Source organism: Labrenzia sp. ATLA3 (assembly GCF_057180185.1).
In genome coordinates this window covers 40,603-67,191 of sequence record NZ_JBXUKV010000008.1, presented here as the reverse complement: position 1 = coordinate 67,191, position 26,589 = coordinate 40,603, and the positions used below count along the sequence as shown (strand labels likewise).

The window sequence follows — 26,589 nt, the reverse complement described above, 5'->3', positions numbered from 1 at the left end:
CTTTTTGTTTTTGACTTCCGGACACCCTCCTGACGGTGCTTGTCAGGAGAACGGCAGGAGCTGTCTGGAACTCCTGACGCCGCTCTGGCAAACACCCTGAAGACCGTGTCAGGGAGAGACTTTTGGAACCCTTCAAGAACAACATTTCGCCGGATCTGGTGCGCTGCATCGGCAGCCATGTGGCGCAGCATCACGCCGGTTTCGACCGGTTGGGCTTTGAAACAGACATCCTGGCGGAGCTGGAGGATCTTGAGCTCAAGCAGAGGGCAGGCCTGATCGCAAGGCATCTGGACCGGCATCTGCCAAAGGATCTGTCGTCCCGCTTTGCCATCCTTCAGGCCATGCTGCACCCGATGACGGAGATTGCCTTCGACCGGGGCAGTGACGAACGCGGTATCCGCGGTTGGGGCATGATGCCGCTTGGCATGGTTGTCGCGGCCAGCGGCCTGGATGATTTTGATGCTTCGTTCGCGCTCTTGAAGGAAATGACCAAACGGGCGACGGCCGAATTCGACGTGCGCCCGTTTCTGGCACAGGATCAGGAACGGGCGCTCGCCATCATGGCCCCTTGGGTGAAGGACGAAAGCGTACACGTGCGCCGTCTGGTCTCTGAAGGGACCCGCCCGCGCCTGCCTTGGGGCATGCGGCTTCAGGCTCTGGTGGTCGACCCCACACCTACCTTGCCGCTTCTGGAAGCCTTGAAAGACGACCCGGAAGACTATGTCCGACGGTCCGTTGCCAATCATCTCAACGACATCGCCAAGGACCATCCTGATCTGGTGGCCGATATCGCCAAAAGCTGGTTGAAGGATGCGGACAGAAACCGTGAAAAGCTCGTGCGACACGCCTGCCGGTCGCTGATCAAGCAGGGCCACACGGCAACACTGGAGGCCTTCGGGCTCAATCCGCCGGAGATCCGGGTCGAAGACCCGCAGATCCTGACGTCAGACGTCACCTACGGAGAGTCAGTCGGCTTCGACGTCGAATTGGTCTCGACCAGCAGCCACCCGCAGGATCTTGTGCTCGACTATCTGATCCATTTCAGGAAGGCCAACGGAACGCTGGCACCCAAGGTTTTCAAATGGACCAAGCTGACACTGGCCCCGGGCGAAAGGCTGACACTTTCCCGCAGCCACGCAATCCGGCCGATCACTACACGGGTCTATTACGGCGGCACGCAGGCGGTCAGCCTCAGGATCAACGGTCAGGATTTCGGATTTTCGGAGTTCGAGCTGGTGATGGAAAAAGAATAAGTCTTTTGAGGAAATGTGCATTCCTAATATAGATTGTCCTTATTTTCGATTTTTCGCATCCAAATAGCCAGAGCAAGAACGGCTGTGTACATCGAAAAAAGAAAAAGTCCGTAAAATAAGTGGCTCAAAAATACTAAGTTGCTATTCAGTTGTGTCACTAAATAGTAAGAAGTCCATCCGACGAAACAAATTACAAATTCGATGAAGAATGATGGATCCTCCTGCTTTCTTTTTCTGTTGATGAGCTGCCCGAACAAAACGATTGTAAGAAATGACAGGACCCAAAAAAACTTATCGGCACTCCTCGATTTTGCTTCAGCCATCAGCAATAAAAAGTATGCTGGCCAACCCACCGCTAACGCAATTGCCGCAATCTTGAAGTCTCTGTCGCTCACTGATCTTGCCTTATCAAAGCCGTTTGAGCCTTAACATCCCCATAATCCCGAATGCCGGGCCAATGGCCATCACAGCAAACACGCCGGGCCAGCCGATCAGATCCGACCCGAGCGGCGTCAATTGCACCGTGAAAAAGGTCAGCGCGAAGCCGAGGGCAGTCTGGAAGCTCATCAGGCTGCCGGCCTGGTCAGGGGGCGCATAGTCGGCGACAAGGGCCGAGAACTGGGCTGAATCCGGCAGGATGGCGGCGCCCCAGACGAGGACGCAGAGGATCGTCAGCCAGACAGGACCGCCGAAGGTGAGGGCCGAGGCAAGTGCGGCGGTGCCGCTGATAACCATGGCGGCAATCGCGATATTCGCCTTGCCGACACGATCCGCCATGATCCCTGCGAGAACGCAGGCAGCACCACCGGCCGCTATGGTCAGGAACGCGATCAGGCGGGACAAGGGGAGGGCGGTCTCCGCCGGCATTTGCGCGGAAAAGGAAACGGTAAGGGCAACGCCGATCCACGCCCACATGGCATAAAGCTCCCACATGTGGCCGAGATAGCCTGCATAGGCGTAACGGATCTTCGGATTGGTCCAGGCAGTGAAGATGGCCTTTATCTTCATGCGGGGCGCCTTGGCATGGAACGGCCCGAGACCGGCAAAAAGGCACAGCACGCCGCCTATGGCAGAGGCGAGCGAAGCAACGCTCAGGCTCCAGCGCCAGTCGGTGCCACCGAGCAAGGCGAGGAGATGGGGGGCGGCAGAACCGAAGGTAAGTGCGCCGACAAGCGTGCCGACCAGAAAGCCTCGATCCTTCTGGCCCCAGCCGACGGCGATTTTCATGCCGACTGGATAAACCCCGGCGAGCAGCACGCCGGTCGCGAACCGCGCCAGGATCGAAACCGCCCCGCCCGGTTCGACCACCAGCAGGCTGGCATTGAACAGCGCGGCGGTGATCGCGCTGAAAGCGAAGAACCGGCGAGGGTCGATCCGGTCAGCCAGGCCCAGAAAGGCCGAGGCGACGGCGCCGAACACGAAGCCGATCTGGACGGCACTGGAAAGCGCAGCCTGGGCGAAATCGGATATGGCAAATTCCCGCGTCAGATCGGGCAGGATCGCGGCGGACATGAACCACAGGCTCATGGCGGCGATCTCAGCCAGCATCAGCAGGCCGAGTGAACGCCACTTGCCTGCCATCTCACCCGGCAAGACCCAGCTCCTTCTGCTGTTTCCGGGTCAGCTTGGCCGCGATGATCTTGTGGGCAGCTTCGATATAGGCTTTCAGATCCGCGTCGGTCAGCGCGCCTTCCTCTTCCATCTGCACCCATTTCGCGCGGGCGAGATAGGGCGCGGGGATCATCCCTTCCTGCTGGGTGAGCAGGGAGTAGGAGATATCGGAACACTTGAAGCTGAAACGTGGAAAATCGCCCTGGCCCCAACCCGAGCAAATGGCAAAGATCTTGCCGCCGACCTTCCAGACCGATGCGTTGCCCCATTGCACCACATGCGTGGTTACCGGAAGCTGTTTGCAGAAGGCGTCAAACTCGTCGCGGGTCATCTGTAGGCTCGTCAAGTCGCGGGATCGGAGGCGGGTCCGTCGGCAGGAGCGGCAGATTGGCTGTTCCGGCCGGTTCGCGCAAGCGGCACAGCGATGAAAAAAACGTGTCTCACAGCCTCCTCCGGCGCCGCTGAAACACGAGCCGCGCCAGAGCATCGCGTTCGAGACCTCCTATGGCAGTCATCTGAACCCAGGCGAAACTGTCCCTTGTCAGGCGGTCGGCGTTTCAGGAAACAGGGTACTAACGCCTGGGGCGGAAGAGCCGCCGTCTGCCGTGCGCCCGCCAGATGTCACATCGCAAGAGGCCTTGGAGAAACGCCGGGGCTTTTTCCCTCTGGGCGGACGACCAAGGCACATTTTCAAAAGTTTCAGCAGAAAAAGCCGCCGGCGTTTACGCGCCAGCCTTCTGCTGAGTTCTAGCAGCCGGATATGCTCGGGGATCTGCTGCGGCCAGAATTCCGCATGATCCGGATAGAGCGATCTGAGGGGATCGTTCCATCCTGGCACGCGGTTGTCGCCGAACTTCTTTTGCAAAGGCAGGGAATAGGGAATGAGCATTTGCTGCTCCCTTCAAATTTGAGTTTGTTGAAAGGGAATTTGCAGATAGTCTCATGGGGCGTGCCTATTCCCATGTTTTCTAATTGAAAACGAGATTTCAAAAATGAAACGAAACGTCGATTGGGAAGATCTTCGATTGTTTCTGGCAGTCGCCAAAGCGGGTGGCCTTGCCGGTGCGGCAGACAAGACCGGCGTCAGTTCCGCAACGCTCGGCCGCCGGGTTGCCGCGCTGGAGAAAAGCCTTGATGTCCGCCTGGTGGAACGTGAAGCGCGAGGCTATCAGCTCACCACTGCCGCGCATGATCTCCTGCGATACCTGGAAGACATGGATCAGACCGCCCGCAGCATCGTTGCCTGGAAAGAAGGAGAAGGCCTGCGCCGGAGGATCCGGATTTCTGCTGGAGACTGGACCGCGCGGCTTCTGATCGACAACCTTTCGTCCTTCTGGACCCCTGACGCCGGTTGGCTGCCGGAAATTCTCGCAGATCTCAGGAATCGGGATATTGCCCGCCGGCAGATCGACATCGGCGTCCGCAACACCCGGCCGAAACAGGCCTGGCTGGCGGGGCAGAAGGTCGGAAGGGTGCACTATGCGGCGTATCAGGCCGAAAGCGTTCCAAAGGGTGCGGAGCCTGGCTGGGTCGGTCTTGTGGAAGACGATGCCCATTCGCCGACCGGCCTCTGGCTGAAAGAAAACCATGGCGCGGATGCGGTGATCACCGTCAACAAGGCTTCGCTTGCCCTGTCACTCGTTCGCAAGGGCAATGCGCGGATGCTTTTGCCGACCTTCGTTGGCGATGCCTTTCCCGATCTCGTGCGCATTGGCGGCCCGTTCGACAGCATGGAAACCGAGCGGTGGCTTGTCATGCATCAGGACGAACGTCATGAACCAACAGTTCGCCAGGCGGTTTCTGCTCTGACGAAGTTCTTGAAACAGAACCCGATTTTGGCTTCTTCCCGCTGAATAATTCACAGAGAAGCAAAAGCGAAAATCAGGCGAATTTCTGGCTCCTTGAATCAATTTTAACGAAGCTCCATATTTAATCATGAATGGAACCGGTTGGTTCCGGTCCGGATGCCTTGAAAGGGTCCGGGCGCAAGGTCGCTTCAACAAGGACTTTGAGGATGTCACGCATGTCAGCGTTTTCTAGCCCGTTCATGCTCGGGTTCGACGATATCGAGCGCGTGCTCGATCGCGTCTCCAAGGCCGCCAACGACGGTTATCCGCCCTATAACATCGAAAGACTTCCGAAAACGGAGGATCAGGGCGATGTCATTCGGATCACCTTGGCGGTGGCAGGGTTCACAAGAGAGCAGCTTGAAGTCTCGGTAGAAGAGAGTCAGCTGGTCATCCGGGGGCGTCAGGTGGATGACAAGACCCGGCAGTATCTGCATCGAGGCATTGCCGCCCGTCAGTTCCAGCGGGCCTTTGTCATGGCCGAGGGGATCGAGATCCTCGGAGCCGACCTGAAAGATGGGCTTCTGTCCATCGACTTGGCACGTCCTGAACCGGAGCGTGTCATCAGAAAAATAGAAATCTCCAGCGGCGAATGAACGTGCGCCGGCCAACATATGGAGAATGACTGATGCAAAACCCCGATAGCCCCTCCTGGGCAGACCGCGCGCTTTTTTCCGAGTTCATGTCGGTTGATGAGTTGACCGAACTGGGCACCGGAGATGTAGCCTACATCAAGCAGATCAAGGCCCGGGATCTGAAGGAAATGTTTCCCGATGTCCCGCCGCTGCACGACAACATGACGCTTTACGCGCTTCTCAATGCGGACGGTACGCCGATCCTGCTGGCAGACAGCCGGGAAGCAGCCGTTGCCAATGCTTTTGAAGCGGATCTGGAGATGGCGTCCCTGCACTGACGCCTCCCGCATAACCTGTAAAACCGTTACGACACCGGCCGCCTGGCCGGTGTTTGTGTTTTCAGGGCAAGGAACCGCCGAGGGACTTCTTCGGTGTTTGAACGATGCCTCCAACCAAGCGGACGGTTCAGGCAATACCTGCTTCGAAAGAGGCGGCGGCTCCCGAAAAACAAAACGCCCGCAGAAGACTTGCTTCTGCGGGCGTTCAGATAGGGGGCAAGCCTTGCCCCGTCCTCAGGTGAGGGCGTGTTCCCGGGTGTCGGCTTTTGACCTGGTCGCCGGTTGGCCGCCATCGGCAGGGGGGCTTTTCGGCCGCTCGGAGGGGCCGGAGCTGGATGTTGCGGGCGGTTTGCGCCAGGGCTGGCTCTTGTACCAGCCAGCCACATAGGCAACGGCAATCAGCGCCAGGAACCCGATAAGGTTGGACAGGACCTGCGGCAACAGCTCACCACGGCCCCACACCATGTCGCGCAGGATGCCGGCTGCTTGGGCTATGACCAGGCTGGCCATGAACACCGGTAGCGACTGCTGGCCCACTTTCTGCACGACGCGCACGAACCGGCCCCAGGTCTCACCGTGACCCAGCAAGCGCCTGCCGTGTTCGCCGGCGGCGACCCAGGCCAGATAGGCCAGCGCCAGAAAATGCAGATAGCGGAAGAGGCCGAATTCCGTCTTGATCCAGAGCGGCTTGATCACTTCGCGGATTTCACGAGCCCAGACCAGGTTCAGGTGCGCTTCCTGGTAGGCGCGGAAGTAGGCGAAGGGAACCGTGACGATCAGGACAACCGCGCACAGCACCATCAAGGGCTTGCTGACCGGTGGCGCCGGAATCCAGCCGCGCATGAAGGCGAAGCCGGTGAAGAACAGCATCTGCCAGGCGAAGGGGTTGAAGAACCACTCCCGGTCGGACCAGGGTTCGGCCGGCAGGCTCAGAAGATCGAACTGGGCGGCAAGCCACAGGCCGATCGACAAGGCGAAAGCTCCCGGCACCGAATAGCGGGCGACCAGCATGATCATCGGGATCAGTGACAGGATCACCACATACATGGGCAGAATGTCGAAGTAATTCGGCACCCAGGTCATTGTCAGCAATCCGGGCAGGGCAGCCTCTGTGTTGTCAAAGAGATGCAGCAAATTGAGGGAGGCAAGATAGTTTTCCTTCAGATTGCAGCATTCAGCCAGATAGCCGCTGTACTGCAGCATGGCGATGCCGACAGCGACGACCAGGAACTGGCCGATGTGCGCCCAGTAAACCTGCCACATGCGATGCAGGATCCGGGCTGCCCCCATCCCCCAGCCATGAACATCAAAGATCTTGCCGAAGGCGAGCGCGGACGCCATGCCGGAACAGAAGACGAAGATTTCCGTTGCATCGGAAAACCCGAAACGGGCGGGGATCCAGAGCGTCCACCAGTTCCAGGGCAGGTGGGCAACGTAGATGATGAACATTCCAAGGCCGCGGAAAAAATCGAGCCGCGGATCGCGTGGGCGTTTCGTTTGTGTGTGAGCGTTCACGTTGGGTCCAGAGATAATTGATCAATCGAGTGCCGGCTGAGGATCAGACCGAGCCGGTAGCCCTGAGTTTTTGGTCTTCCATAACTCGGTGGGCGCGTTGCATTTTATCGCAGAGTTCAAGACGTTGTTCGGCAAATCGATCCAGCGCACCGCGTTTGTGAGTCCGGCTGTTGAGCAGTCGTTCCGCATCCTCTGGCATGCCTGCCCGCAGGGCTGCATCGATCGTGATTCGCTCGAAAACATCGCGCTGAGCGTGCGAGCCGCCGACCATGTATAGATTGTCTCTTGCAGAGTCCAGCAGCGCAAAGGCCGAGGCAAAATTGCCCTTCCGGTATTGTTCCAGACCGAGGCCAGTCGGCAGTCCGGCTTCAGCTGTGACGCGGCCAATATCCGTTTCGCCTTGCGCGCGTTCCCTCAGCCCGTTCAACAGCCGGTCGGCGCCCATCCGGCGGCCGCCGTTCAACAGGGCCAGCAGGTAATGCAGGTCGGCAAACACGTTGCTGCCGTCCTCGGCGCGTTTATCGGACAAAAGCGCCAGTTCATCCCATCGCGCGCCGGTATCGACGCCTTCAATTTCCAGACGGATAAGAAGAGACGCCGCGTTGGAAATGTCGCGGTAGTCGTCGGTCTTGTCTTTTCGGACGTCGTTGTCGTAAAGCGCCAGCGCCTTGTCGGCCTGGCCCCGGTCCAGATACATCAACGCCAGGTGCCACCACACGTGATAGCCGAAGTTGTTGCAATGAGCCCAGCCTTCGGGATTGGACTCCAGCCAGCGTGCGCCTTCTTCCGACCGACCGGTCATGTCATGCACATGGGCGACGGCGTGCAGGCCCCAGGCATCGTCGCGGGCAAACTCCAGCCCCCTGCGGCCGGTAGCTTCCGCCAGACGATAGTCGCCCGTTTCTTCCAGAGAAAACGCGCGGCAGCCGAGCATGTAGCCATAGGCCGGGTGCGTTTCCTCATAGGCCGTATGCACCCGTTCGATCGACGTCCGCATGCCGGTGGAGTCACCCAGAACGAAGCGAATGGCGTGAACAAGCTTCAAGATCAACGTGTCTTCGGGAACTGACACCAGCATGGCATCGAGAAGATCGGCGGAGCGTGTCGGAAAGCCCTGTAACCAGGTCCCAAGCGCATCAATGACGGCCTGTTCGCGGGCTGTCACCGGCGTGTTCCGGGCTGAGGTTCTGGCTATCGACAGGCATTCCTGCGCCGTTGCGGTCATCTCGCGGCGTCCCAGCAGCAGGCAGAAAATCCCGCGGGTCGCATGCGCCAGCGCAAACTCCGGTTCCAGGCCGAGACAGGTCTCCAGATATTGCGGAGTGGTCCTGCCATGCGACAGAAAGGCTTTCACGGTTTCGTTCCAGGCGGTCAGGGCTTCCTTGCTGGACAGGGTAAGCTCATATCCGAATTGATCAGTTAGACGCATAACAGGCCTTTTTGTTTCTCACCCAGGCCCTCTGAACCCGGGGCCCGCCAACCGCGGCGGCAGAGCTCGGGGCGGCTGAATATTCCTACCCAAAATCCGCAGGCAACACTTGAACTGCAAAACACAAAAAGGTGTTGGCAATGTGTAGGTGAAGAAAAGACACTTTCGTTGCGAAATTAAGGCCGGAAGTGCAAGTCTTCGTATGAGGCTTTTAAAGCCGGATCTGCGCGGGAGCAGCTACACATGGCCTTGGCGGTCGGGAAATCTCAAGCAGCCGTTGTCGCCATCGCGGGCGGCCTTCTGGCCATGGTCGCGCTGGGCGCCTATGGAGAAGCCGGACCGCGCCAGGCAGTGGCCGCCCTGATCGGCGGTCTCGCCGGGCTGTCGCTCTATCATGCAAGTTTCGGCTTCACGGCCGCCTGGCGGCGGATCGTCACGGAAAAACGGGGCGGAGGCCTCAGAGCGCAGTTCGTGCTCATTCTTCTGACCAGCGCCGTTTCCTTTCCCCTGATTGCCTGGGGGCATGTGCTGGGCTGGCCGACCGGTGGCTTCGTGTTTCCCTTCGGTCTGGCTGCCGCGTTCGGGGCCTTCCTCTTCGGCATCGGCATGCAATTGGGCGGTGGCTGCGGGTCCGGCACGCTGTTTACCGCCGGCGGCGGCTCCACCCGCATGATGATCACCCTGACGGGTTTCATCCTCGGGTCGGTGGCGGCGACGGCGCATCTGCATCTGTGGGGCCGCCTGCCCAAATTGCCGCCAGTGTCCCTCATCCGGGAATTCGGACCTCACGGGGCCTTTCTTCTGACCGCATTTGTGCTTGGCCTTCTGGCGATTGCGACCGTTGTCATCGAACGGCGCGCTCATGGCTCGATTGCCGAAGCAAGGCCAACGAAGTCTTTTCTCTCCGGTCCCTGGTCGCCCATGATGGGGGCGGTGATGCTGGCAATCGTCGGCATTGCCACATTCGTGGTGGTCGGCCGGCCCTGGGGCATCACCTCTGCGTTCGCGCTCTGGGGCGGCAAGCTGTTTCATGCCGCGGGTGTGCCGGTGGACAGTTGGCCTTACTGGACCTGGCAGCGCGGCGCGCTGGAAAACCCGGTGCTGCGCGACACCACTTCCGTCATGGATTTCGGCGTCATTCTGGGGGCGATGGTGGCCGCGGGCCTTGCCGGCCGCTTTGCGCCCGTCTGGCGTTTGAACCGACGCGATGTGCTGACAGCAATCGCGGGCGGCCTGATGATGGGCTATGGCGCCCGGCTCGCCTACGGCTGCAACATCGGCGCTTATCTGGGCGGCCTGGTGTCGGGGTCACTGCACGGCTGGCTCTGGCTGGTCTTTGGCTTCCTAGGAAGCCTCGCAGGAACCCGCCTGCGCCTGCGTCTCGGTATGCCTTAGGCACCGAATTCAAAAAGGTAGTTCATTCCATCAATCCCGAAACGGATTATGTCTGGTCGCCAACGGGTCTCAGATCTTCAATGCGAATGAACACTCTTTCAGCATTCCACATCTTGCCCGCCGTACACCACATTGTGAGGCGTCCGTGACACAGGTCCCGCTAGGGTGAGCAGCATTGCAACATCGCTCGCGGGAGAAAAAAGATGCGTCTGTTTGCCCTGGTTTTTGTCACCTGTTTGTTCGCCGCCGGACTGGCGAGGGCGGACAGTCTGTCCGAGCGTGAGGGCTGGCAGGTCCTGCCCACGACCAAGAGCTACACGGCGCTGGTCGATGATCTGAAAAGCGCAATCAAGGACGAAGGCATGCTGGTCGTGACCCAGGCCAGCGCGTCCGATGGCGCCAAGAGCAGGGGACTGACCATTCCCGGCAACAGGGTCGTCGGCGTTTACCGCAATGACTACGCCGTCCGGATGCTGGAAGCTTCCGTTGCTGCGGGCATAGAGGCGCCGATTCGGTTCTATGTGACTGAGAATGCAGACGGAACGGCGACCCTGTCCTGGAAAACGCCCGGTTTTGTCTTTGCGCCCTACATGGAAGAAGGCGGCCAAGCCTTGCAAGAATTGGCAGGGGAACTCGATACCGTTTTCCTTGCGATCGCCGACAAGGCTGTGACCTCTCGGTGACAGACCTGTGAATTGCGTAACGGATTGGCAACCGCGCCTTGATTTTAGGCTTGTGAAACGGAGTTTGCGACCCCACACTCTTAGTGTGTTCAACAGCTGAAAGGAGGTGTGCCCATGTCTAATGAGTATCGGTGCGTGGCCCAAGTATCTGGGCGGAATCGAACGGTGCTGGAGCAGCCTCTGGTAGTGCGAGATTTCGCTGGGATCTGATCCGGGACTTGTGTCACGTCGATCTCATGGGAGGGCCGCTAACGCGGCCCTCTTTTGGTTTTGAAGCCTTATTCCCTGAAGAGCGGTCTGCCATAAGAAGGCTTCCCTGACACCAGAAAGGCCTTTACATCGCTGATCCCGGAGCGCGCAGCGCTTGGCCAGGGGTCAGATCAGGCCGACAGACTTGCGCACGTCCTCGTCGCGCAGCGAGCAGTCCACACCGCGATAGGCATCGCCCGCAGGCGTGCACAGCCAGCAGATGGCTTCTCCTACCCAACTGGGCGGAATATGCACCGAAGGGTCGAGCTGACTGACCGGGTTCAGTCCGGAAGACTTGATGTCGACCTGCATCTGGGTTGCCACCGTGCCCGGGCTGAGGCCGACGATGCGCAGGCCCTTGTCGCCGAATTCCTTGTCTGCACACCGGGTAAGGGAGAGCGCGGCCGCCTTCGAAGCGCAATAATGACTCCAGCCCTCCAGCGCGCTGACGGCAGCTCCGGAGCTGATGTTGACCACGGTGCCTGCACCCTTTTTCAGCATATGCGCGGCCGCAGCGTGCAGGCCGTAGTAGACGCCCTTCACATTGATATCGATGACCTTGCCCCACTCCGCCGGATCGCTGTCCTCGATGCGGGCGATGGGGTCGATCACTCCGGCATTGTTGACCAGAATGTCGAGGCTGCCGTAGGTGTCGATTGCGGTCTGCACCGCCTTGACCACGTCGTCATAATCGGCAACGTCGCAAGTCACGGCAGTCGCATCGCGGCCTTCCGCACGGATCTCGCCGGCAATACGTTCGATATCCTTGCCGGAGCGCGCCGCCAGAACCACCTTGGCACCGTATTTCGCAAGGCTCCGCGCGGCGGCTTCTCCAATACCGCGGCTCGCGCCCGTTACCAGGGCAACTTGTCCCGTCAAATCAAACATGTAACGCTTCCATTCTGGCTGGGCCTTTCCGGCCTCTGAACCTGCCGGCATTCGCGGGCGGTCGCCGGAACGCTGGCTGGTTCTGAAAAGTTTCGGGCCTCCTGCATTCGGCGGAATTCAAGGGGGCCGGTTGATTGACCGCGGACATTAGTGCGGTCGGACGTGAGAATAAACAGCTTGTTTGCAGCAGCATCGTGCGCCATCTGCACGAATGATCTATCTAGCGCACAAAGCGTATGCCGGTTAGGCCGGTAAGAAACAGGGGAAGTCGATGGCGGACACGAAGCGAAGTTTGCGGACAATCCTGCGGCAACTCTATTTTGGCGATACGGTCGCGTCGCAGGCTTTCCGGTATTCGCTTCTTTTGTTCGATCTGGTGACCATCGGCTATTTCATCGTCTCGTCGATGATCGACAAGGGTCGCATTCATCATGAACTGGACTATGCGATCGCCGTTGTTCTGGCGCTCGACTATACAGCGCGCCTGATCGCCGACAGCCGGCGGCTAAAATATGTTTTCAGCTTCACCTCGCTGGCCGACATTGTGGTGGTCGTCTCACTGATCGCTCCGGCATTCTTCGACAATTTCGCCTTCCTGCGCGTTGTGCGGATGTTGCGGTTGATGCGCTCCTATCACCTGTTGAAAGAGCTGCGCCAAGCATCGAAGTGGTTCCGCCAAAACGAGGAAATCTTCCAGTCGGGCATCAACCTGATCGTCTTCATCTTTGTCGTCACGGCGCTGGTCTTCGTGGTCGAGAACGACCGCAATGCCAACATCAACAACTATCTCGACGCGCTCTATTTTACCGTTACCACACTGACGACGACCGGCTTCGGCGACATCACCATGAGCGACAGCGTCGGCCGGCTGATGACAGTGGTGATCATGATCTTCGGCGTTGCCCTGTTCCTGCGGCTGGTACAGACGATTTTCCGCCCGACCAAGGTCAATCTGCCGTGCCCCGATTGCGGCCTCAACCGGCACGACCCGGACGCGGTCCACTGCAAACACTGCGGCCGTCTTCTCAATATCCCGACAGAAGGCACATGGGACTAGGCTCCACACCCAGGGTGTGGACCCTGGCTGCTTTGCGGTCCCGAGGCCCTCTCGCCGATTTGTGAAGACGATCCGCTGGACAAAAGCCATGCGGGGGTCATCTTTACCGGCGAAGCGGGGCAATGGTTTCCACCGTGTAAGGAGCACTTCATGTCATTGGCGACAGTTACCGATCTTTCCAGACGCCTCAGCCTGTTGGCGGGGACCGTGGTTCTGGCCCTTGGCGCATTCGGCGCACCGTCACAAGCGGCAGGCACATCCACCTGCGGCGAGGAAATACCCTGTGAGATCGGGAACGGCGAGTATTACATCCATCTGCCGGCCAACCGGCCGGCGGACAAGCCTCTGGGCGCGATTTTCTTTCTCCATGGCTATAAGGGCAAAGCGATCAACGAGATCCGTAACCAGAGCTTCCTTCAGATGGCGGATGACCTGGGTGTTGCCTTTGTTGCCGTGCAGGGCGTGAACGGCACCTGGTCTTTCCCGACCTCGCCGCGCGACCTGCGCAACGAACCGGCCTTTTTCGACAGTGTCCTTCAGGATCTGTCCGACCGCTTCGGCGTCGACCGCAGCCGCACGATGCTGTCCGGCTTTTCGGAAGGCGCTTTCATGACCTGGTACACGGCCTGCGAGAAATCGGATCTTTTCGCCGGTTACGCGCCCATTGCCGGTGCCTTCTGGGAACCGCTGCCGGAATCCTGCGTGGCGGAAACGCCGTATCTCTTCCACGTCCATGGAACGTCGGACACCGTTGTGCCTCTGGAAGGGCGCTGGCTTGGTCAAGGCAAGTGGAAACAGGGCGATGTCTTCAAGAGCTTCGACGTCTGGCGCCGCCAGACCGGTCTCGAGGATACCGAGCCGAAGACCTACACCGAAGGCAATCTCACCTGCGAGGACTGGCAGCCGGAACAAGGCTTCCTGGAACTCTGTCTCCACGACGGCGGCCATAGCGTCAGGGCAAGCTGGATCAAACGCGCCTGGAACAAGCTTACCGAGATGAAGGACTGGTCGACGTAGGCAAGATTTGTTGTCAGGGACGTTTCACTCAATGAGAAAAAGGGAGCGGGCTGCAAGTCTCCTGCTCCTCTCCCTCCACCGTCATTGCCGGATTTGATCCGACAATCCATGCCGCATCCTCACATCACGCAAGGCCGTGGCAAGAGGGCGGGGCACGGCATGGATGCCATGGCATGACGCAGGTAGGGGGAGGCAAACAAGCTCCTGCTTTCTCTCTTGTTGGTGGGGAAATGGAGGCCGCCATTCCTCTTCCGACCAGCCAGGTGTCCTTGTTCGCACGAGCCCGTGTCTCCCCGCGAAGGAGCGCATACGTCTTCCCGGTTCTAACGAGAAAGTGAGGGGGCGTGTTCAGGGGGCTGGTGCTGGCTTGTTGACGTAGCCTATCGGCCTGTGGCCTTTACCGGAAAACGTCTTTTCGAAGGTGAGCCTTGTCCCAGCCGTCCTCTGCCACACCCGGTGCCTTGTCCGGTCTTGTTGTCCTCGACCTGTCCCGTATTCTCGCCGGGCCGACCTGCACCCAGATCCTGGGTGATCTTGGCGCAGAGGTGATCAAGATCGAGAGGCCGGGCCGGGGCGACGATACACGTGGCTGGGGCCCACCTTTCCTGAAGGACGGAGAAGGCAGGGAAACCGGCGAAAGCGCCTATTACCTGTCTTCCAACCGCAACAAGGCCTCCGTCGCAATCGACCTTGCCAGCCCCGAGGGGCAGCAACTGATTGCCGATCTGGCGGCAAAGGCCGACATTCTGGTTGAGAACTTCAAGGTCGGCGATCTGAAGCGACGCGGATTAGACTACGACACGCTGAAGACCCGTAACCCGCGCCTGATCTACTGTTCCATCACCGGCTTCGGCCAGACCGGCCCCTACGCGCAGCGGGCCGGGTATGATTTCCTGATCCAGGGCATGGGCGGGATCATGTCGCTGACCGGCTTTTCTGACGAAGACGGCGGCACGGAAACCAAATGCGGTGTCGGCATCGCCGATGTCATGTGCGGCATGTATGCGACGGTCTCTATTCTTGCCGCGCTCAACCACCGCAACAGCACCGGTGAAGGTCAATCCATCGACATTTCTCTGCTGGATGCCCAGGTATCCTGGCTGATCAACCAGGGTGTTGCCTATCTTACGTCCGGCAAGGTGCCGGGACGTCTCGGCAATGGTCATCCAACCATCGTTCCCTACGAGACTTTTCCGGCGAGCGACCAGTCCTTCATTCTGGCAGTCGGCAATGACAGCCAGTTCGCCAAGTTCTGCAAGGTTGCCGGAGCGCCGGACCTGGCCGTTGATCCGCTTTACGCCAGGAACGCCGACAGGGTGCGTAACCGCGCAGAGCTGATCCCGAAAATTCGCCGCCTCACCATCGAGAAGACCGCGGCAGAATGGATCGCCGACCTAGAGGCGGCGGGCGTTCCCTGCGGCCCGGTGAACGATCTGGAGCAGGTCTTCGCCGATCCGCAGGTGATTGCGAGGCAAATGCGCATCACGCTGCCCCATTCTCTCGCCGGTGAGGTTGATCTGATCGGTTCGCCCATCAATCTGGAAAAGACGCCGGTTGACTACCGCAGCGCACCGCCGCTTGTGGGGGCCGACACGACGGATGTTCTGACCCGTCATCTCGGCCTTGGCGCGGCCACCCTTTCCGATCTTGCCGGCAGAGGGGTTCTCGACCTCGGCCCAACCCCGCCAGACGCGGCGACTGAAGGACACAGCAGCAAATGACCACCGGTGCGGATATTATCGCAGGCAAGCTTCACGCGGCAGGCTGCCGCCACGCCTTCGGCATTCCGGGCGGCGAAGTTCTGGCCCTCATGCAGGCACTGGACGAGGCGGGCCTCAACTTTGTGCTGGTGAAACACGAGAACGCTGGCGGCTTCATGGCCGAAGGTGGCTGGCATGCGGATGGCGCGCCGGGCGTGCTTCTGGCAACGCTCGGGCCGGGAGCAGCTAATGCGGTCAACGTCGTTGCCAATGCCTGGCAGGACCGGGTGCCGCTGATCTTCCTCACCGGGTGTGTCGACCAGGGCGAGGCGGAAAGCTACACCCACCAGGTGTTCGATCATCAGCAACTGCTGCGCCCCATCGTCAAGGCAAGCTTCTCTGCCCGTCTGGGGGCACTCGACGTGATGATGGAAAAGGCCCTGGCCATCGCGCTCGATGGCCAGCCCGGGCCAGTGCATATCGACGTGCCGATCCGTGTTGCCGAAGTGGACACACAGGAAGCCTGGAGCCGTGCGTTCCAGTCGTCTCCAGCGGCGAGTGCCCCGGTGTCCGGTCCGGATCTCGACACGGCGCTGGAGCTTTTCAGAAATGCCGAACGGCCAATTGCAATTGCCGGTGTCGATGCCGTCAACGAGGCAGCTTCCGCAGCAATAAGCGAATTCTGCGAAGCGTTTCAGATCCCCCTTGTCACCAGCTACAAGGGCAAGGGACTGCTGGACGAAAACAATCCGCTTGCGCTTGGTGGGGCCGGTCTCTCACCCAAGGCAGATGGTCTGCTCTTGCCACTCATCAACAAGAGCGACTGCATTCTGCTGCTCGGCTACGACCCTATCGAGATGCGCATCAACTGGCGCAATCCCTGGGCGGCCGATGCACCGGTAATCGACATCACCCCGGTGCTGCGCACCCATGGCATGCACAGCGCGCGGTCAACGCTGCGGAGCGCCGTGCAGCCGGCGCTTGATCTTCTGGGCGCTGCGCGCCAGCCGGCAAAGCCTTCCTGGCCGGAGGGCGAACCGGCCGCTGTTCGGGCCGAACTGGACAAGGCCTTTGCGCCGGAAGCGTCCGGCTGGGGACCGGGCACGGTCTTCCACACACTGCGCGCGGCTTTGCCGGCTGACACGGTGGCAACCGCCGACAGCGGTGCTCACCGCATTCTCGTCAGCCAGATCTGGCGCTGCCCGATGCCGCGACAGATGCTTCAGTCCTCAGCCCTCTGCACCATGGGCTGCGCCGTGCCACTGGCGATGGGCCATCGCGTGGTTGAGGGCACGTCTCCTGTGATTGCCTTTGTCGGCGACGCGGGGCTGGAAATGTGCCTCGGCGAACTCTCCACCCTGCGTGACCTCAAGATTCCCGTCATCATCTGTGTGCTGGTCGATACCAGCCTGTCGCTGATCGAGTTGAAACAGCGGTCCAGCCAGCGCCCGAATGTGGGTGTCGATTTCGGCGAAACGGATTTCCCCGCCGTTTCCAAAGCCTACGGGGGTCACGGGGTGTGGGTGGAAGATGCAGAGACCCTGCGCCGCGAAGCCGAGGACGCCCTTGTCCGCGAAGGCTTCACCCTGCTGGCCTGCCGGATCGAACGGCGCGCGTATGATGGGACGTTCTAGAGAAGGGCGGACCAGAGGCTGAGATCTGCACTGTCTAAACGTCAGTATTTGATCAGCCAGCGAAAGGCATCCCGAAGAAAGGTCTTGCCGTTTTCTGGCACAGGGGTGCCGTGTGCAATCAGAACCTTTTTACAGGGCCAGTCCAGAATGCGCTGCAGGGCAGACCGCGCGGCCTCCCGGTTCGTGAAGGCTAGCCGGAATTTTCGGGGAACAGAAGGCGTTTGCCCCACCATCAGGTCGAGACGGGCAACAAGGGCACGCCACCCCTTGAACCAGCCGGGTGAAAACTGCTGCAGCAGATCCGCGAAGATGGCCGTGCCGCTGGCCCAGTGGAAGAGGACGGCCTCGCTGGTAATCCGGTTGCCCGGAACAACCACGATATCAACCTCTTCCTGCCGACCGGGCTGCAGGAGGTCGACGAGCTCGCCAGCGAAGATAAGTTCCGGTCGCCGGTCACGCAGACCGGGTGGCGCGAATATTCCGGCGTTTGGATAGGCCTGCTGCCACTCGGCAAGGAAAGTGTCATGCAGGCTGTTCGGAGGGATAATGTAGCGGACCGTGCCCAGGGCAGCTATCGCTTCACTGAGGTTTGGAGAGAGCGCAACAGGTGACCAGACCATGAGCTCTTCGGTAGAGAGACGGATAATTGCCATGCGCGTGGGATAATGGAACCCGGCAGCAGCCATAAGCGTAGGGCCTTCAGCGATCCAGATTTCCGGTCCGAATTCCTCGAGCATCGCTCGGCTCCGTTTGTTTACACGAGTATAAAATTACACTAGTGTATAAATATGGCAAGCATGAAACGCACTGAGCGCTCACGCGCACTCATCCTCGATGCAGCGGAAATTGCGTTTCGCGAACTGGGGTACGAGGGGGCTTCAGTTCAGGAAATTGCGGAACGTGCTGGCCTGACGCGCAAGACCGTCTATAACCTCTTCGGATCAAAGGAAGACATCGCTCTTAGCATCATCGCGCGGGTGGAGGCCGAGGACGCAATCTATCGTGCGCGCATTGTCGAGGGGCATGACGCCTTGGCGCTGCTTGAAGCGGTTCTGATCGACAGCACTCAGTGGTGCATTGCCAATCCCGCACTGGCGCGACTTGTCCTAATTCCCGACCAAAGGCCTTCCCTCGAACCACCGCCGAACCGCCCCTCATTTCAAGGGCTGGTGCGTGATATTCTGGCTCTCGGCCAGACTCAGGGGCGCATCCGAAAGGATGAAAAGCCGGAATTCATGGCGTTGATCATGCTAGGCGTATTTGGACAAGCCATGCTGAACGGGTTGCAGGCAGGGGAGTTTCCAGAAACCGACGTTCGCAGAATTGTCCGCTTGGTGGTGGAAGGCATAGGCGGCGTAACTGCTTGAAGCATAAAATTCTGTGACGCTGTCTGTCCTGCCTTTTTCGCAAAGCCGCAAACACATCAAAGTTTAATCAGTCTGGTAAGAAGTCTTTAACCAACGTGCCTGAAAGCAGGTGCCTGCTCCTGTTTCCCACCACCGGTAGTGGTTGTCGTCACACAATTTCCCTTATTCGCTGTGTCTGATTCCTCTCTATGGGATGAGGAGCGAGTGATGACCGAGAAGCGTGCCAGGAGTGGCTACCCTTCCCTGGTGGTGGCCATATGCGGCTTTGTTGCGGTTGGGGGCGTGATCGCGGTGCTGACCGCATGGTCGTTTGTCGGCGAGCGACTGAAGGAGAGCCGCGACGCAGCTCTTGCGGAAGCGGTCTCGGTCAGGGCCGAAGGGGTCGCGCTTAATTTTGCCCGTGAGCTTTACCAGGATTGGCGTAATCTTCGCGTTATTGCGGAGGAGATACCCGGGCAGGGTGAGCCAATCGTCCGGACCGCGTTGGATCTGGTCGTTGCCGGAAAGGATCGGATTTCCTGGGCCGGCCTTGCGTCTGTCGATGGAACGGTTCTGACGGCGTCCTCGGGCCTGCTGGAAGGTGCAGATGTTTCGGGGCGAGCCTGGTTCCGGAATGGGCTTGGAGGTGATTTCGCCGGGGACGTCCTCCAGGGTGAGCTGCTACCTTCCGCGGGAAACGAACTGCGGCCTTTTCTCGACATGGCAACGCCTGTAACCGACGACTTCGGGGCGGTCGAGGGGGTGCTGACCTTTTACATCAATCATCACTGGGTCGAACAACATCTGACAGAATCTGCTCATTCCATGGGGCTGGACGTTTATGTCATCGACCGGACAGGAAGCATCGTCGCAAGAACGGACGGTCTTTCCGGGCCTATCGACAAACTGCAGAGCTTCCGGTCCGCAATGACCGGGGTGCGGCAAACCGGGAGCGAGACATGGCCGGACGGCACGACTTACTTCACGACGGTGATACCGGCCCTGCGCTACGCGGATCTGCCTGCATTCGGTTGGAGCATGATCGCGCGCGTCAGCAACAATGCGCATCAGATCGGTGATTTCACGAGCTTGTTCATCATTTACTTCGTGACCCTTGGTATCGTCCTCGTGGCCCTCACGAGTTTGTTCATTCTGATCTTCGTGCGCCCTTTCGGCAAATTGGCAAACACGGCAAGGGCAGTCATGCGGGGCGAGGACATCTACCCATATGAGGCGAAGACAACGGCTGAGGTGAGGGTGTTGAGTGCGGCGGTCGCAAGGCTGCAAAACGTAATGCATCCCTGAAAATGGGCCCTGTCAGCGGTGCGGTGTCGACAGTCTTTGTGTCAGATCGCCAAGCAGCGCACGGTATCGGGTCTTGGTCACCCCCGGGGCGTCTCCCGTCGTGTAGAAGCGGCGTAGCAGGGCTTCATGTTGTTCCGGTTTCGGCTCCAGAAGCAGGCGGGCGCCGTCGTCATCCGGCATTGTCACGATGGCGTTGACGATGCCAACGCCGTCTATTTCGATCTTGACCGGGGCATCGTCATGCATGGCAGCCCCACGGATCCTGACCGAATTCTGCGTAAGCCCCACAATCCAGACACGGGTCCTGCCCTTGTCTGAATGAAGAATGGCCCGTTCGGGCTTGTCCTGGAAATGGACCTCGCGCCTGGGAAGTTCCACACAGACAATCATCGTCACACCCAGGACGATCAGGTTGTAGAAGGTCCAGAACATGATAACGATCTTGCCGTCGCCCGCGTCCTCATACGCAAAGTAGTCGGAGATGATCCCGAGCAGCAAACCGACAAGTGTCAGCAGGAAAAAAGCGCCGAAAAGGGCGATCAGGCGCCACTGAACGACCACCCGGCTTCGGTCTCCGCCTTTTGCGGTCACGGAGAAGGGATGCCCTTTGGGAAAGAACAGTCCGGTGATGGCGGCTCTGGTAATGGGAACGGCACCCAGCAACTGGCTGATGTCGTTGACAATGGGGACGACCAGACCTCCGGACACGAAGTTCAGGGAAATAAGGATCCAGAGGTAGTAGGTGCCGAAATACCGGAGCACTTCCTGCATGGTCGCATCGACGACCAGGATGTTGAAGTACCAGTAGAGCAGCGGATAGACGAGGATGGCGATCCGGAAGGGAAAGTTCGTTGTCCAGTATAGAACGCTGTCGATCACGCTCCACCGGTCGGCAAGCCCCAGGCGGTTGCCGGAAAAGGGTCCGAGCCGGCTGCGCGCGATCTGCATCATGCCCAGACACCATCTGGCGCGCTGGCTGATATATTCCTTGAGCCCTTCCGGTGCGAGGCCTTCCGAAAGGGCTTCGTTCAGGTAGACAGTGGTGTAGCCGGCGTCCTTCAGGCACAGCGTCAGAAGGAAGTCCTCGGTGACGCTTTCCGTTGAAAACCAGCCGATCTTCCTGAGCGCGCCCCACCGGATGACGGAAGAGGTTCCGCAGCAGAAGGCAATGCCCCAGGCGTCGCGCGACGGCTGGAGATAGTCGAAGAAAAAGCGCTGCTCGTCCGGGTAGGACCGGCTGAGGCCGAGATTGTGCTGGATCGGATCTGCGTTGAAAAAGTGTTGTGGTGTTTGAACCAGCCCAACCTCGTCGTCCTTCAGCAGCGCGATCGTTCTTTTCAGGAAATTGCTGTGCGGAACGAAGTCTGCATCGAGAATGGCAATGAAGGCGGGCTCTGGACCTTCCGCAGCCATCTGCCGGAGGGCATGGTTCATGTTGCCGGCCTTGGCGCCTGTGTTTTCGGCGCGCCTGACATAGGTAACGCCTTGCGAAGCGCAGTAGTCCTTCAGCCAATCGCGCCCACTGTCATCAAGCACATGGACGCTGAAATCCGGGTAATCGAGGGCAAGGGCCCCGACAATCGTCCGTTCCAGTATGTCCCGGTCTTCGTTGTAGGTGGGAATGAGAACGGCCACCTTTGGTGCGGGCTCCGGCTTCCACCACGCCTGCTGTCGGTTCGCCTCCTGCCTGCGGTCTCGATGCCGCGACAGGATAAGAAATGCACTCAGCGATGACAGGCATGCGGCGCATTCGATCGCAAAGAAGGACCAGCTTGCGAGACAGTCGAAAGTCAGGTCCAGCGGCGCAAGCGTGTAAGCGGCACGCCAATAAAGATATCGGGCGGTCAGAACGGCGCAGGCTACGAAAAGCAATGCCCTGTGCCAGGTCTTTTCCCGGGAGAGCAGCAAAGGCACGAGCATCCCGAAGGCAAGCACCAGATTGAGCTGTACGATGCTGGAGACGGTATCGCTGAGATAGACGACCGGGAACATGTCAGAGCCAGAGGTTACGCAGGAAATCGAGCGGCCTTGCTTCGAAGAAGACCCGTCCCGTTCGCCCGATGGCACAGGCAAGTGCCGGGTCCTCCCGGATGGTCGGCGCAACAAGGGTCACATCAAAGCGCTGCAGGTGCCGTTCGCTGGGCGCCACGGCAAGGTTCCGGTAGATCGTCTCTGCCCCGGAACCGGCCAGGCGCGTGATCGTGCCTTCCAGAACCTTTTGGTCGTTGTTCACGCGAAACTTCGCAAGGTCACCGATCTTCAGACGGTTATAGACGGATTCCGCGACACTCAGAGTGACGATGGTGGAGGAGCAGTTCACGAGGCGCATCAGCGGCTCGCCCCGCCCAACCGTCTCGCCATTTGCAGCCAGAACTTCCCATATGGTTCCGTTGACGTTCGAAATGAGTTTCGAGGATCTCAGCCGGTTCACTCTGAGCCGCTCGACGTTGATGCGATTGTCCAGAGCCACTGCCTTTGCCTTTTGTGCATTGAGCAAGGCCTGCTTTTCGGATTGATCAAGTGTCAGTTCCGAAATGCGTTGCTCGGAATAGGGGGCGTCATTGTAACCATCGCCCAGAAACGTCCCGCTTCGAGCCGCCTGCAGTTCGATTTCGACTATCGCTGCCCTCTGACGCGCACTTTCCAGGTCCTGAGCGGCCACGCGCTGCGTCGCTCTTATGCGCTCGAAGGAGGCGGAAGGCTCCAGGCCGCGGTCTGTCAGTTTTTTCGACCGCTGGAAAGCCGCCTCTGCTTCATCCCCCCTGGCTTCGGCCGCGCCAATCTCGAAAGTCAGGGCGCGCAGCTCGGCTTCAAGCTGCTGGATCCGCTGCCGCTGATAACGTTCCGATCTCGCCTGCAAATCGTTGATGGATTGTTCGATCGCGGCAATCATGTTCGTCAGCCGGTCGATCTCGGCTGCCACGAAAGCCTTTTCGCGGATCAATTCGTTGAGGTGGACGTTGTCGACAAGGGGATCATTGATCGACCCGAGTTGCTCGCCTTCTGTCACGGAAGATCCAAGCAACCGGTGTTCCAGCGTCAGGCGCCCGGCGGTTGGCGCCCGGACCGTCGTAAGCCTGGCATTGATCACGGCATCTGCGCTTGTGCCTGAGAGATGTTCGCCTGCAATGACAAACCCTGCAGTGACGATAACCAGGCCCGCAAGCAACAATCTCAAAATCCGCATCGGACCTCTCAAGTGAGCCTGGCGAGAATGAATGCCCCCAACGCAGACTCCCGTATCGCGCTCTGCGTGTAAAGGTGGCTTTTTACTTTCGTTGCTGGTGCGGATTTTCCGATGGAATACCAATCTGCTCAAACGAAAATTGCGCCGGCAAAAATTCTATCAAAAGTTGTGTATGGGTGTGTGCTGCGCAGCCCTGATCCCCGTTTGATTGGTCAGGACATGCAAACCGGCAAAATTTGGCAGGGGGGGCTGGCTCTAGTCGCGGTTCATGCCACAGCGCATTTCAAGGGCATCCTGATGGAGCTCTCTTTTCCTTAGGTCAGCCGGTGCGCGCAGAATTCCAGACGGCAAGGTCCCGCAAGATAGGCACCAGCGCCAGACCATCACGAGTCAAGGAATAAACTGTTGCAACAGGAGCCGATCGCGATACCAGCCCGTCCTTTTCAAGGTCGCGCAATGCCCGGACGAGGACGCGGCGGCTTGCAAACTCAAGGCGTCGCTGAATGTCCGGCAGACCGCTATCCTTCTCGGACAGCGCAATCAGGATCGAAGCTTTCCATTGTCCGCTCACAGTCTGGAGGCCGGCTGCAAGATCACACCATCCATGAAGATTGCCCCGGTTTCGCTCCTGGATCGTCGACCAGGTCCGATCTGCTGTGTCAAAATTGTCAGACTGGCTCATGTGCGGGAAGCTCCGGTAGGTGTCTCCCGAAACATGGAGATCCCCTTATGTCAGAACAAGTTTTTACCGGCTTTCACCATTTTGCGATCCGCACCCCCGACCTTCAACGCTCCGTCTCATTCTATGAAGAACTCGGTTTTCGCCAGGTACACGACTGGGCTCTGCCGGACTACGGCATTGATCGTGCCGTCATGATGCAGGCACCTGACGGAAAAAGCTGGATCGAACTGTTCGATCTGAAGGCCGGGATCCCGATGCAAGGTGTCGGTGCGCAAAATGGTCAAAAGGTTTCAACCGGTGCCCTCGCGCACCTCTGCCTGAGCGTGACAGATCTTGATCAAGCGTGCCTCCGGATTGGTGAAGCCGGTGCCAGGCATCTCAATGGTCCGGAAACCCTGACCCTTGGCGACCCCGAAGTTCGGGTTCGAAACGCTATTTTTGAAGGGCCGGCCGGGGAGGTCATCGAACTCTTGCAAACCGTCCGCTTCCCGGGTGACCGCTAGGCTTGTCTTGGGCTGATGTTGGAAGGTCGCATGGCCGCTGCGTCCGCCCCTTGTCCCAGGCCTTGAGCTGGTCAACGGCGCGTCTGGGGCCAAGGGTCAGGCGAAAGAAGTCGAACAGGCCCGGACGTACCGAGGCGAAAAAATAATTGAAGTGAAGCGCAAAGAAGCGAAAGCGCAGATGGCGGAACCTGTCTGCGGTCATTCTGTCGGGAATGCGTACGCTATACCGTCTGGGCTCCGGCAGAGTTTCGCTTGGCCCGGCCGGCCGGGCATACCGCGCCACCGGTGCGGTGCGGCCGCCGCAGAGCGGATCGTGGGGGCCGTAGAGATCCGTCCAGTCGACACCGGAACGGGCCACCGCCGTCACGGCGTCGCCAAACCCGCCGTCCGGTCCGAACGCACCCAGGCAATCGAACGCGGGCCCCAGCGTGACAAAAGAAAAACCGCCGGGTCGCCTGACGATATCCGGCTGTCGGCGCAGGACCGCGGCAAGAATATAGATCGCCACGAAGGTGCCGCAGCTGTGGGACACGAACACGATGTCCGTGTCGTCCTCTGCTTCCGCAGCCGCGGCAACGATCAGATCGGCGCTTTCCTCTATGCGGGCAAGCATGTCCGGGTGGTCGTTGCGGGCAAGCCGGGCCATGAAGTGCCAGCTGTTGACCAGGTACCGGAAGAAGGACCTGGGCTCCAGCCAGGTCATGAGCAGATAAACCGCGACCAACCACGCCGCGCTGCCTCCCAGGAACACAGCCCAGGCCGCTTCATCCGCATGGTCCCCCTGGATGGCAGCCGCCACATTGCGGAAAATCACCGGCGCCAGAAGGAGCGGCGGCAGCAGGCTGGCCAGAAAATAGAGAAAAAGGCCCACAGGAGGATAGAGGCAAAACACCCCGTGCGCCCAATTGCTTCTCAGGGCGGCACGGTATCCACCTGCCTGCGCGATCATCAGGAAAGACCGCAGTGCATCCCAAATCGTGCGCGGCCAGGAGCGTTGAAAATCGGGTTTGATGACGTCCCGCCAACCAAGTTGCACAAACGTCGTGTCGACGCGGCCCTCCGGCCAGTCTACGTGCCCGTTCCAACTGGCCGTGGTGCTTCCAGGCGCAAGGCCTTCCTTGAGTGGGGAAAAGGCCCCGTCCACCCCCCGGATGGTCAGGAAAGTGTCGAACTCCTTCTGGAGCAACGGGAAACAGTGCCGCGTCGGGCGTAAATCATAGCCAGGACAATAGATCACGAGCCGCTTCAGATACGTCTTGATAAGCCTCTCCCCCAATACCAAGCCTTCCCATTTGGCCCGTAGTCGCAGGGCGATTAGCCTTATGGCACCAGCTGCGGTCAAGTCTATGTTTTCTCCGGCGCGGCGATCTACCCTGTTAAAACAAGCAGGCGAGGGGCCCTCGAGGCACGCTCTCCTTTGCAGACTGGACATTCCTTTCGTCGTCATTATGCTGCACCCGCGAAAAGAAACCCGGACGGCAAACGGGGCGCGGGAGGATGAAAACGATGATCATCTGCCGGACAAAGGCGGAGATGCGCGAGGCCTTGCGAGGCTGGAAGCGCGCTGGTGACACGGTCGGGGTGGTGCCGACCATGGGCTACCTGCACGAAGGGCATCTCGGCCTCGTGCGTATGGCGCGGCAAAAGGCGGACCGTGTGGTTGCCACCATCTTCGTCAATCCCACCCAGTTTGGCCCCAACGAGGATCTGACGACTTACCCGCGCGATGAAGCCCGCGATCTGGCGCTTCTGGAAGCGGAAGGCGCCGACGCCGTGTTTCTGCCGAGCGTTGAGGAAATGTACGGTGCCGGCGGGGACACCTTTGTCGAGGTTCCGCGCCTGTCCTCCATTTTGCAGGGCGCACTCAGGCCAGGTCATTTCCGGGGCGTCTCAACGGTGGTGACCAAGCTCTTCAATATTGTCACGCCGGACTTCGCCGTCTTCGGCGAGAAGGACTATCAGCAGCTCACCTTGATCAGGCAGATGGTGCGCGATCTCGACATGCCGCTGGAAATCGTGCCGCACAAGACGGTGCGCGAGACCGACGGGCTCGCGATGTCGTCACGCAATGTGCGCCTGACGCCGGAACATCGGGCTGAGGCTGTTCAGCTCAGCCGGTCGCTTACCGCTGCCGAGGAGCTTGCAAAATCCGCCCCGGCCATTTCGGCGCTGGAAGCCGCTGTTCGAAAAAGCCTTGGCGAAGCGCCCTCCGGAAAGGTTGAAAGCGTCGATATTCGCGATGCGGAAACCCTTGAGGAGCTCTCCGGCAGGCTCGACCGCCCGGCCGTCGTGCTGCTGGCCGTGCGCTTCGGTACCGTTCTCCTGATCGACCAGCGGGTGATTGCGCCCGCCACCCGATAATCCGTCTCAAGCCC

Annotated in this window: 27 protein-coding genes; 15 read left to right on the top strand and 12 right to left on the bottom strand. The window is 59.6% G+C overall.

The annotated features are described in order from the left end of the window. The first annotated feature begins 122 nt into the window (after window positions 1-122). Window positions 123-1,253 carry a DNA alkylation repair protein gene (locus tag AC2A6O_RS21895; protein WP_498930299.1) on the top strand — a complete coding sequence of 377 codons (1,131 nt, stop codon included), beginning with the start codon at window positions 123-125 and terminating at the stop codon, window positions 1,251-1,253. A gap of 23 nt (window positions 1,254-1,276) precedes the next feature. Here AC2A6O_RS21895 and AC2A6O_RS21890 read toward each other — a convergent pair whose 3' ends face one another. The 4 genes from AC2A6O_RS21890 to AC2A6O_RS21875 all read right to left on the bottom strand — a co-directional run bounded on the left by AC2A6O_RS21890 (window position 1,277) and on the right by AC2A6O_RS21875 (window position 3,753). Further along, window positions 1,277-1,648 carry a hypothetical protein gene (locus AC2A6O_RS21890; RefSeq protein ID WP_498930297.1) on the bottom strand — a complete coding sequence of 124 codons (372 nt, stop codon included), beginning with the start codon at window positions 1,646-1,648 and terminating at the stop codon, window positions 1,277-1,279. Between the two features lie 13 nt (window positions 1,649-1,661). Next, a complete protein-coding gene (locus tag AC2A6O_RS21885; RefSeq protein WP_498930295.1) occupies window positions 1,662-2,846 on the bottom strand; it encodes an MFS transporter in 1,185 nt (394 codons plus the stop codon). Continuing rightward, on the bottom strand, window positions 2,836-3,195 hold the full coding sequence (locus AC2A6O_RS21880; RefSeq protein ID WP_498930293.1) for an MmcQ/YjbR family DNA-binding protein: 360 nt from the start codon (window positions 3,193-3,195) through the stop codon (window positions 2,836-2,838). Before AC2A6O_RS21880 ends, AC2A6O_RS21885 begins: the two co-directional genes overlap by 11 nt. A 210-nt stretch (window positions 3,196-3,405) precedes the next feature. After that, on the bottom strand, window positions 3,406-3,753 hold the full coding sequence (locus AC2A6O_RS21875; RefSeq protein ID WP_498930291.1) for a hypothetical protein: 348 nt from the start codon (window positions 3,751-3,753) through the stop codon (window positions 3,406-3,408). A gap of 103 nt (window positions 3,754-3,856) precedes the next feature. On the opposite strand from AC2A6O_RS21875, the gene AC2A6O_RS21870 reads away from it, so the two are divergent. The 3 genes from AC2A6O_RS21870 to AC2A6O_RS21860 all read left to right on the top strand — a co-directional run bounded on the left by AC2A6O_RS21870 (window position 3,857) and on the right by AC2A6O_RS21860 (window position 5,624). Next, window positions 3,857-4,717: a LysR family transcriptional regulator gene (locus AC2A6O_RS21870; protein WP_498930290.1), complete on the top strand. Its 861-nt coding sequence runs from the start codon at window positions 3,857-3,859 to the stop codon at window positions 4,715-4,717. A gap of 161 nt (window positions 4,718-4,878) precedes the next feature. Beyond that, entirely contained in the window at window positions 4,879-5,307 is a 429-nt protein-coding gene (locus tag AC2A6O_RS21865; protein WP_148582301.1) for an Hsp20 family protein, read from the top strand. 32 nt (window positions 5,308-5,339) lie between these two features. Next, window positions 5,340-5,624 (top strand): BQ00720 family protein, encoded by a 285-nt coding sequence (locus tag AC2A6O_RS21860; RefSeq protein WP_148582302.1) that lies wholly within the window; start codon window positions 5,340-5,342, stop codon window positions 5,622-5,624. A gap of 234 nt (window positions 5,625-5,858) precedes the next feature. Here the strand turns inward: AC2A6O_RS21860 and AC2A6O_RS21855 are convergent, their stop codons facing one another. Beyond that, complete coding sequence (locus AC2A6O_RS21855) at window positions 5,859-7,073, bottom strand: OpgC family protein (RefSeq protein ID WP_498930841.1); 1,215 nt, start codon at window positions 7,071-7,073, stop codon at window positions 5,859-5,861. Between the two features lie 109 nt (window positions 7,074-7,182). Further along, complete coding sequence (locus AC2A6O_RS21850) at window positions 7,183-8,568, bottom strand: tetratricopeptide repeat protein (RefSeq protein ID WP_498930287.1); 1,386 nt, start codon at window positions 8,566-8,568, stop codon at window positions 7,183-7,185. 243 nt (window positions 8,569-8,811) lie between these two features. Here AC2A6O_RS21850 and AC2A6O_RS21845 point away from each other — a divergent pair, with 243 nt between their 5' ends. Further along, a complete protein-coding gene (locus AC2A6O_RS21845; RefSeq protein ID WP_148582305.1) occupies window positions 8,812-9,963 on the top strand; it encodes a YeeE/YedE family protein in 1,152 nt (383 codons plus the stop codon). A gap of 203 nt (window positions 9,964-10,166) precedes the next feature. Then, window positions 10,167-10,646, top strand: a complete 480-nt coding sequence (locus AC2A6O_RS21840) for a DUF302 domain-containing protein (RefSeq protein WP_498930285.1) — start codon at window positions 10,167-10,169, stop codon at window positions 10,644-10,646. A gap of 375 nt (window positions 10,647-11,021) precedes the next feature. On the opposite strand, the gene AC2A6O_RS21835 is transcribed toward AC2A6O_RS21840, so the two are convergent. Next, on the bottom strand, window positions 11,022-11,783 hold the full coding sequence (locus tag AC2A6O_RS21835; RefSeq protein ID WP_498930283.1) for an SDR family NAD(P)-dependent oxidoreductase: 762 nt from the start codon (window positions 11,781-11,783) through the stop codon (window positions 11,022-11,024). A gap of 271 nt (window positions 11,784-12,054) precedes the next feature. Between AC2A6O_RS21835 and AC2A6O_RS21830 the strand changes: the two genes are divergently transcribed. From AC2A6O_RS21830 to AC2A6O_RS21815, 4 genes are all read left to right on the top strand, one after another. Continuing rightward, window positions 12,055-12,840: an ion channel gene (locus AC2A6O_RS21830; RefSeq protein WP_148582308.1), complete on the top strand. Its 786-nt coding sequence runs from the start codon at window positions 12,055-12,057 to the stop codon at window positions 12,838-12,840. A gap of 150 nt (window positions 12,841-12,990) precedes the next feature. Next, on the top strand, window positions 12,991-13,857 hold the full coding sequence (locus tag AC2A6O_RS21825; protein ID WP_498930281.1) for a CE1 family esterase: 867 nt from the start codon (window positions 12,991-12,993) through the stop codon (window positions 13,855-13,857). A 428-nt stretch (window positions 13,858-14,285) separates the two neighbouring features. Beyond that, on the top strand, window positions 14,286-15,578 hold the full coding sequence (locus AC2A6O_RS21820) for a CaiB/BaiF CoA transferase family protein (protein ID WP_498930279.1): 1,293 nt from the start codon (window positions 14,286-14,288) through the stop codon (window positions 15,576-15,578). After that, window positions 15,575-17,191, top strand: a complete 1,617-nt coding sequence (locus tag AC2A6O_RS21815; RefSeq protein WP_498930277.1) for a thiamine pyrophosphate-binding protein — start codon at window positions 15,575-15,577, stop codon at window positions 17,189-17,191. Before AC2A6O_RS21820 ends, AC2A6O_RS21815 begins: the two co-directional genes overlap by 4 nt. A 41-nt stretch (window positions 17,192-17,232) precedes the next feature. Here the strand turns inward: AC2A6O_RS21815 and AC2A6O_RS21810 are convergent, their stop codons facing one another. Then, window positions 17,233-17,928 carry a DUF4336 domain-containing protein gene (locus AC2A6O_RS21810; protein WP_498930275.1) on the bottom strand — a complete coding sequence of 232 codons (696 nt, stop codon included), beginning with the start codon at window positions 17,926-17,928 and terminating at the stop codon, window positions 17,233-17,235. 51 nt (window positions 17,929-17,979) lie between these two features. Here AC2A6O_RS21810 and AC2A6O_RS21805 point away from each other — a divergent pair, with 51 nt between their 5' ends. Then, the gene (locus tag AC2A6O_RS21805) at window positions 17,980-18,558 is read left to right on the top strand and encodes a TetR/AcrR family transcriptional regulator (protein ID WP_498930274.1); all 579 of its coding nucleotides are present in this window, start codon (window positions 17,980-17,982) and stop codon (window positions 18,556-18,558) included. Between the two features lie 207 nt (window positions 18,559-18,765). After that, the gene (locus tag AC2A6O_RS21800) at window positions 18,766-19,842 is read left to right on the top strand and encodes a cache domain-containing protein (RefSeq protein ID WP_498930272.1); all 1,077 of its coding nucleotides are present in this window, start codon (window positions 18,766-18,768) and stop codon (window positions 19,840-19,842) included. Between the two features lie 12 nt (window positions 19,843-19,854). Here AC2A6O_RS21800 and AC2A6O_RS21795 read toward each other — a convergent pair whose 3' ends face one another. Together AC2A6O_RS21795 and AC2A6O_RS21790 are read right to left on the bottom strand one after the other, a co-directional pair. Then, a complete protein-coding gene (locus AC2A6O_RS21795; RefSeq protein ID WP_498930839.1) occupies window positions 19,855-21,909 on the bottom strand; it encodes a glycosyltransferase family 2 protein in 2,055 nt (684 codons plus the stop codon). Further along, the gene (locus AC2A6O_RS21790; protein ID WP_498930270.1) at window positions 21,836-23,029 is read right to left on the bottom strand and encodes an HlyD family secretion protein; all 1,194 of its coding nucleotides are present in this window, start codon (window positions 23,027-23,029) and stop codon (window positions 21,836-21,838) included. Before AC2A6O_RS21790 ends, AC2A6O_RS21795 begins: the two co-directional genes overlap by 74 nt. A gap of 111 nt (window positions 23,030-23,140) precedes the next feature. On the opposite strand from AC2A6O_RS21790, the gene AC2A6O_RS21785 reads away from it, so the two are divergent. Then, window positions 23,141-23,347: a hypothetical protein gene (locus tag AC2A6O_RS21785; protein ID WP_498930268.1), complete on the top strand. Its 207-nt coding sequence runs from the start codon at window positions 23,141-23,143 to the stop codon at window positions 23,345-23,347. Window position 23,348: 1 nt separating this feature from the next. Here the strand turns inward: AC2A6O_RS21785 and AC2A6O_RS21780 are convergent, their stop codons facing one another. After that, window positions 23,349-23,711 carry a winged helix-turn-helix transcriptional regulator gene (locus AC2A6O_RS21780; RefSeq protein WP_498930266.1) on the bottom strand — a complete coding sequence of 121 codons (363 nt, stop codon included), beginning with the start codon at window positions 23,709-23,711 and terminating at the stop codon, window positions 23,349-23,351. Between the two features lie 47 nt (window positions 23,712-23,758). Between AC2A6O_RS21780 and AC2A6O_RS21775 the strand changes: the two genes are divergently transcribed. After that, a complete protein-coding gene (locus AC2A6O_RS21775) occupies window positions 23,759-24,214 on the top strand; it encodes a VOC family protein (RefSeq protein WP_498930264.1) in 456 nt (151 codons plus the stop codon). Here AC2A6O_RS21775 and AC2A6O_RS21770 read toward each other — a convergent pair. Beyond that, window positions 24,171-25,556, bottom strand: a complete 1,386-nt coding sequence (locus AC2A6O_RS21770) for a hypothetical protein (RefSeq protein ID WP_498930262.1) — start codon at window positions 25,554-25,556, stop codon at window positions 24,171-24,173. The genes AC2A6O_RS21775 and AC2A6O_RS21770 overlap by 44 nt on opposite strands. 164 nt (window positions 25,557-25,720) lie before the next feature. On the opposite strand from AC2A6O_RS21770, the gene panC reads away from it, so the two are divergent. Then, the gene (gene panC, locus AC2A6O_RS21765) at window positions 25,721-26,575 is read left to right on the top strand and encodes a pantoate--beta-alanine ligase (RefSeq protein ID WP_498930837.1); all 855 of its coding nucleotides are present in this window, start codon (window positions 25,721-25,723) and stop codon (window positions 26,573-26,575) included. The last annotated feature ends 14 nt before the right edge of the window (window positions 26,576-26,589 follow it).